We start from the raw sequence: 258 nt of genomic DNA on the forward strand, positions 1-258 counted from the left end.
GCTACCATCCAAGGTCTAGTAGATGAAATCTCCCTTCTACGTGAACAGGTGGCTTATTTAACCCAGAAACTATATGGCAAGTCATCTGAGAAGAATTCTGTTCAACCAGGTCAAATGAGTCTTTTTGAAGAAGAAGAAACTCCTATTCAAGAAGACTCTGATTTACCCAGTTGAAACAGAGACAATTACTTACAAACGCAAGAAAACAAAAGGCCGTAAGCAGGCCATTCTTGACCAGTTTGAAGCTGAAGAAATACA

General features: G+C 39.5%; 1 protein-coding gene. It reads left to right on the forward strand.

Annotated elements, in window-relative coordinates:
- The coding region (locus E4T71_RS09475) for a transposase (RefSeq protein ID WP_228062409.1) at positions 1-174 on the forward strand (174 nt) is incomplete at its 5' end.
- Positions 175-258: the final 84 nt, after the last annotated feature.

It is taken from the genome of Streptococcus sp. WM07 (assembly GCF_004570525.1).
Classification (GTDB): Bacteria; Bacillota; Bacilli; order Lactobacillales; family Streptococcaceae; genus Streptococcus.